This is a genomic window from Streptomyces graminilatus (assembly GCF_001418565.1).
Taxonomy (GTDB): Bacteria; Actinomycetota; Actinomycetes; order Streptomycetales; family Streptomycetaceae; genus Streptomyces; species Streptomyces graminilatus.
The window spans coordinates 342-6,580 of the sequence record NZ_LIQQ01000654.1 but is presented as its reverse complement, the minus strand read 5'-3'; the positions used below and the strand labels follow the sequence as shown (position 1 = coordinate 6,580).

Below are 6,239 nucleotides of genomic sequence, written 5' to 3'. Positions count from 1 at the left end.
GTCGGCCAGCTCGGCGCCGAACGGGGAGTCCGCCGGGGCGGCGCCCAGTGACTTCCGGACGAAGGTGCCGAGGCCCCGTCGTGCCTCGACCAGGCCCTCGCGTTCCAGCTCGCGGTAGGCCTTCAGAACGGTGTTCGGGTTGATCGCGGTGGCCTCCACGACCTCGCGGGCCGTGGGCAGCTTGTCGCCGGGCACCAGCAGGCCGAGGCGGAGAGCCTGCTTGGTCTGCTGGACGATCTGAAGATAGGTGGCGACACCGGTGCGTCTGTCGATGCGGTACTCGACCACTCGGACAATCACCCTTTCACTAATTGAGTAGTGAAAGGGTGAACCAGGAGAGGGGGCGGTGTCAAGATCACCGCCCCCCGCCACCTCCTGTGAATGCCTGCCGCTTACGACTCCGTGCGGTACATGAGGTCCGTCTCGTGGGTCTCGAAGCCCAGCCGTTCGTACAGCGCGACCGCCGCCGTGTTGTCCGCGTCGACGTACAGCATCGCCGTGGGCAGCCCGCGCTCCGCCAGATGACGCAGGCCGATCGTGGTCAGCGCCCGGCCGAGGCCGCCGCCCTGGGCGTCCGGGCGCAGGCCGATGACGTACACCTCGCCGAGGCCCTCCGCCGCGTGCGTCTTCGTCCAGTGGAAGCCGATCAGCTCGCCGTCGCGGAAGGCCAGGAAGAAGCCCGCCGGGTCGAACCAGGCCTCGGCCTTACGGTCGTCGAGGTCGCGCTGGGTGAGGGAGCCCTGTTCGGGGTGGTGGGCGAAGGCGGCGGCGTTGACGGCGAGCCAGTCCGCGTCGTCCTGGCCGGGGACGAACGTACGGACCGTCACGTCCTCGGCGAGTTTCGGCTCGGGCAGCTCCAGGCCGGCCAACGGCCGCCGCAACTGGCGCAGTTCGCGGAAGAGGGTCAGGCCGAGAACCTGGGCGAGATGCCGGGCGGCGGAGTGGCCGCCGTGCGCCCAGACGCGCAGCCGCTTGCCGGAGGCGGCCAGCAGGGCCGAGCCGAGGGCGCGCCCGTGGCCGTGGCCCCGGTGGCTCGGGTGGATCACCAGTTCGGCGGCCGGTGCCTCGACGGGGTCGGTGTCCTCCAGTTGGGCGTAGCCGACGAGTTCGCCGCCGACGGTCAGCAGGAAGTGCGACACGCCCTCGCGGGCGCCACCGCGCAGTTGGAGCCGCCCCTGCTCGGACACCGCCTGCTGACCGTCGGTCCGGGCGGCCTCCGCGAGCAGTGCGAGGACGGCTTCGGCCTGCTCGGGGGTGAGTGCGGCCACGGTGTGGATGGAACGAGACAGGTCGGGGAAACCGAGGTGCGCGGTGTCGTCGCTGGTCATGGATACGAGAGTAAGGCCTGCCCGTTTCATGGTGAATCTCACCGAGGGGCAACCCTTCCGTAACCCCGAAACCCTGTCGCGCTACGCGCGTTGACCCTAGGCTGCGCCGGACGAGACCAAGTTCTCACCCTTTTCTTCACCACGTCTTAAGGCGCCCCTTTTCCTCGGGGCGTCCGCAGGTCCTCCGAACTCGCTCACTTCAGGGGAGCACATGCCAGTCACACCCCAGCCGTACCACCGCCGTGGACTCCGCACGCGCGCGCTGCTGGCCGGCGTCGCCGGTGTCGTCACGATCGGCGCGGTCACCGCCGCGGCCCTCCCGGCCAGCGCAGGTGACAGCTCGTACCAGCGGGCCGGTCACGGGCACAACAAGCCGGGCCGCTACCAGGACGTGCAGCTGCTGTCCTTCAACGACCTGCACGGCAACCTGGAGCCGCCGTCCGGCTCCTCCGGCCGGGTCACCGAACTCCAGCCCGACGGCACGACGAAGACGATCGACGCGGGCGGTGTCGAGTACCTCGCCACGCATCTGCGCCAGGCGCGCGGGAACAACCCGTACTCGATCACGGCGGCCGGCGGCGACATGGTCGGTGCCTCCCCGCTGATCTCGGGCCTCTTCCACGACGAGCCCACCATCGAGGCGCTCAACGGCCTCGACCTCGACGTCACCTCGGTCGGCAACCACGAGTTCGACGAGGGTGCCAGGGAACTGGCGCGCTTGCAGAAGGGCGGCTGCCACCCGACGGACGGCTGCTACGTCAAGGGCAAGAGGTTCAAGGGCGCGGACTTCCCCTACCTCGCCGCGAACGTGCTCGACGAGAAGACGAACAAGCCGATCCTCAAGCCCTACTGGGTGTGGAAGAAGCACGGCGTCAAGATCGGCTTCATCGGTGTGACGCTGGAGGACACCCCCGGTGTCGTCTCCGCCGACGGAGTGAAGGGCCTCAAGTTCAAGGACGAGGTCGAGACGATCAACAAGTACGCCGACGAACTGGACAAGCAGGGCGTCAAGTCGGTCGTCGCGCTGATCCACGAGGGCGGCTTCCCCGCCTCCGGCGCCTACAACTTCAACTGTGACGCGGCGGGCGGCGGCTCCGGCATCTCCGGCCCGATCGTCGACATCGCGAAGAACGTCACCCCGAAGGTCGACGCGCTGGTCACCGGCCACACCCACGCCGCGTACGCCTGCACGATCCCGGACCCCTCGGGCAAGCCGCGCACGGTCACCTCGGCCGCGTCCTTCGGCCGCCTGTACACGGACACCACGCTGACGTACGACCGCCAGACGGGTGACATCGCCCGTACGGCCGTCCGCTCCGCGAACCACGTCGTCACCCGGACCGTTCCCAAGGCCCCGGACATGACCGACCTGATCGCCCGCTGGAACACCCTCGCCGCGCCCATCGGCAACCGCCCGATCGGCTACATCTCCGGCGACATCGGCAACACCGGCACCGAGTCCCCGATGGGCGACCTCATCGCCGACGCGCAGTTGGCGTACGGCAAGAAGCTCGACCCGGAGACCGACCTCGCGCTGATGAACCCGGGCGGGATCCGGGCGGGGCTGACCTACGCGGCCAAGGGCGCCGAGGGCGACGGTGTCGTCACCTACGCCGAGGGCTTCACCGTCCAGCCGTTCTCCAACACGGTGAACCTTCAGAACTTCACCGGCGCGCAGGTGATCGCCGTACTCAAGGAGCAGGTCAGCGGCGTGAACGCGGCCGCGCCGAAGGTGCTCCAGGTGTCGTCGGGGCTCACCTACACCCTTGACCTGACGAAGACCGGCGCGGACCGTCTGGTCGCCGACTCGGTGAAGCTGAACGGTGCGGCGATCGACCCGGCCGCCACCTACCGTGTCGCGACGAACAGCTTCCTCGCGGGCGGCGGCGACGGCTTCCCGACGCTGGGCAAGGGCACGGACGACCTGGTCGGCACGGACGACCTCGCGGCGCTGGCGGAGTACCTGACCGCCAACTCCACGCCCACGACCCCGATCGCGCCGCCGGCGGCCAAGCGGATCACGATCGTTCAGTAAGCCCGTTCATTAAGCCCGTTCAGCAGTACGGGCTGGAGGCGACCGCGTCACCGACGCGGTCGCCTCTTCCGTTTCCGGTGACCGGGGTCAGGGCGCCGGCGGCTTGTCGACCGGGCTGCACTCCTGGTCGCGCTGGCGCATGATCTTCCCGCAGATGGTGATGGTGGACGCGGGGGCGTACGCGGTGGAGAGCATGCGGGTGTACGTGTCGGTGCCGACGCGGATGGCGGCGTCCTCGGTCCGGCTCCAGCGGTCGCTGATGGAGACCGAGTCGCCGACGGTGCCGTTCTCTATGCGGCCCCAGACGGCCTTGCAACTGGGGCTGTAGCGGAGCTGGATCTGCAACCCCCGCAGCCAGGTCTCGCGAACGGTTTCGGCGTCCCACTGGCAGTGCTTGGCCTGGGGTTCCCCGTTGAGACAACTGTCGCCCTGGCAGCCGGGCTTGGGCGCGGCGGCCGACGCGTCGGCGCGGGGTGCCGTAGTGCCCGAATGGGCGCCGCCCGTGACGAGGACCGTGCCGAGGGTGCCGAGAAGGGCTCCGGAGACGACGTAACCGAGGGGCAGGAGCCGGTGGAGCCAGGGGGCGCCGCCGCTCCGGCCAGGTCCGGGCTCGCCGGGTGTCGTGGCGGCCGTGTCCCCGCCGCCCGGGGCCGGGAGCGTGTCCCGCGACGACTCGGCCAGCTCGCGGGACGTCGTGTCCAGGGCGTCCCAGAGGGCGAGGAGCGGTGCGGGTTCCTCGTCGACGGCCGCCGCGAGCTGCTCCACCGCGACCCGGGTGGGCAGTTGCTTGCCGTTCAGGAAGCGCTCCCACGACGAGCGGCTGTAGTGCGTACGGCTCGCGAGACGTCCGTAGCTGAGTCCGGAAGCGTCCTTCAGCCGCCGCATTTCCGCGAGCAGTCGCTCTCGCGCGTCCGTCGCGTCGATCGCGTCTCTCGCGTCGATGGGCGCACCGCTGTCGCCCTTGACCACAACGGTCACAGAATCCCCCTGGTTTCCCCCGGCTACGAGCATTTTGAGGTCCGTTCCGGCAACTCCGAAATGATCTCTGCCGTGATGTGCGTCACGGGATGTCCCAGACGTCTCTGGGATCCCGTGAACCCTGGTGGGACGGCCGCTCCACGGACAACGCTGGTGAACGTTCTCAGCCCGCAGTTCTCTCGTTCGCCAGTTCACCAGTTCGCTGGCTCTCTCGTTCAGGAGTGTGACGTGACCATTTCCCGCCCCCTCGACCGCCGTGGCTTCCTCCGCCTCGGCACCGGCGCCGTCGCCGCCGCGGCCGGACTCGCGGTCGCCGCCGAGGTCGGTCTGGCCGGTCCGGCCGCCGCCGCCACCTGGAGCCGCAACCTCTCGCAGGGCGCCAACGGCTCCGATGTCGCCGAGCTCCAGATCCGGGTCGCGGGCTGGGCGGCGGGCTCCGCGACGCAGACCTACGTGGCCGTGGACGGTTCCTTCGGGCCCGGTACGGACGCGGCGCTGCGACGCTTCCAGACGGCGTACGGGCTGGCGTCCGACGGGGTCGCCGGACCCAACACCTTCGGCGTCCTCAACAGCCTGGAGAAGTCCGACGGTTCGACCGCGCACTTCGACTTCTCGGAGTTCCACAGCAAGGACGGCTCCGGCTTCAGCGGCGGCAAGGTCGGCGCGAGCGAGGTGAAGGAGAACGTGCGGCGGAACATGTACAAGCTGGAGGCGCTGCGCAAGAAGGCCGGCAACAGCCCGGTGACCATCAACTCCGGTTTCCGCAGCATCGCGCACAACAACGCGTCCGGCGGTGCCTCCAACTCGATGCACCTCTACGGTGTGGCGGCCGACCTCGCCGTCTCCGGCCACACCACGAAGGAGGTGTACCGGATCGCCGAGACGTGCGGTTTCTCCGGCCTGGAGTCGTACTCGAAGTCCTGGCAGCACGTGGACAGCCGGGTCGAGCACTCCAACTACGGTTCCGGCTCCTGGTGGTGGGAGGACGGCGTGGCGTAACCGGCCGCGCGGAACCGTGTCACTTGGCTGGTGCGGCTCTGGGGGTGAAAGTTGCCTGACGGGGAGACACAAACCGGCACCGGAGAGGAAACGGGATGATCGGGACGGTGTTCCGCACGGACGACGTACCTGTGGGCGACAGGTTCGACTACTGGCAGGAACTGGTCGGCCGGACGCGCTCCAGCTCACTCGGCAGCGCACACGCCGCCGACTTCTGGGCGGAGCAGCGGACGATGGAACTGGGGCCGGTGTTCGTGGGCCGCTGGTCGTTCGCGCCGACGCGCTACTGGCGGACCGAGAAGCAGGTGCGCCAGGCCGACCCCGAGCTGTACCACCTGACGCTGCTGACCGACGGCGGCCTGGGGATGGACCACGCCGGGCAGGTCAGCACGTACATCCCGAGCGACCTGCTCCTGGCCGACAGTTCGCGGCCGTACGACGTCAGATCGGTGGGCGACCGGCAGGGCGGCCTCGTCACGGGTATGGCCGTCGACTTCCCCAAGGCGCTGCTGCCCCTGCCGCCGGACCGCGTACGGGAGTTGCTGGGCCGGGCGCTGCCCGGACAGACCGGGGTGGGCGCTCTCCTGGCGGACTTCGTCGTCGGCCTCGACCGTCAGGCGGACACCCTCCAGCCGTCGGACGCGCCCCGCTTGGGCAGGGTCGTCCTCGACCTGATGTCGGCCTGGTTCGCCCAACTGCTGGAAGCGGAAGCCGCGTTGTCCCCGGAGACCCGGGGACGGGCCTTGGCGGAACGCGTCCAGGCGTTCATCCGCCAGAACCTCCACGACCCGGAACTGACCCCGCCGGTGATCGCCGCCGCCCACAACATCTCGCTCAGCCATCTGCACCGCGTCTTCCAGCAGCAGGTGCCGGGCGAGACGGTCGCGGCCTGGATCCGC

The 6,239-nt window shown here is 69.7% G+C and carries 6 protein-coding genes; 3 read left to right on the top strand and 3 right to left on the bottom strand.

The window, feature by feature from the left end:
- Positions 1-288 (bottom strand): GntR family transcriptional regulator (locus AOK08_RS39155; RefSeq protein ID WP_055534956.1); only part of this gene is annotated, 288 nt, incomplete at its 3' end.
- Positions 289-392: 104 nt separating this feature from the next.
- Positions 393-1,328: a mycothiol synthase gene (gene mshD / locus AOK08_RS39150; protein ID WP_055534954.1), complete on the bottom strand. Its 936-nt coding sequence runs from the start codon at positions 1,326-1,328 to the stop codon at positions 393-395.
- A gap of 211 nt (positions 1,329-1,539) precedes the next feature.
- Between mshD and AOK08_RS39145 the strand changes: the two genes are divergently transcribed.
- Complete coding sequence (locus tag AOK08_RS39145) at positions 1,540-3,363, top strand: bifunctional metallophosphatase/5'-nucleotidase (protein ID WP_055534953.1); 1,824 nt, start codon at positions 1,540-1,542, stop codon at positions 3,361-3,363.
- 87 nt (positions 3,364-3,450) lie between these two features.
- Here the strand turns inward: AOK08_RS39145 and AOK08_RS39140 are convergent, their stop codons facing one another.
- Positions 3,451-4,341: a helix-turn-helix domain-containing protein gene (locus tag AOK08_RS39140; protein WP_198539530.1), complete on the bottom strand. Its 891-nt coding sequence runs from the start codon at positions 4,339-4,341 to the stop codon at positions 3,451-3,453.
- Between the two features lie 228 nt (positions 4,342-4,569).
- On the opposite strand from AOK08_RS39140, the gene AOK08_RS39135 reads away from it, so the two are divergent.
- Both AOK08_RS39135 and AOK08_RS39130 read left to right on the top strand, forming a co-directional pair.
- Positions 4,570-5,340: a D-Ala-D-Ala carboxypeptidase family metallohydrolase gene (locus AOK08_RS39135; protein WP_055534950.1), complete on the top strand. Its 771-nt coding sequence runs from the start codon at positions 4,570-4,572 to the stop codon at positions 5,338-5,340.
- 95 nt (positions 5,341-5,435) lie between these two features.
- On the top strand, positions 5,436-6,239 hold an 804-nt coding region (locus tag AOK08_RS39130), incomplete at its 3' end, for an AraC-like ligand-binding domain-containing protein (protein ID WP_055534958.1).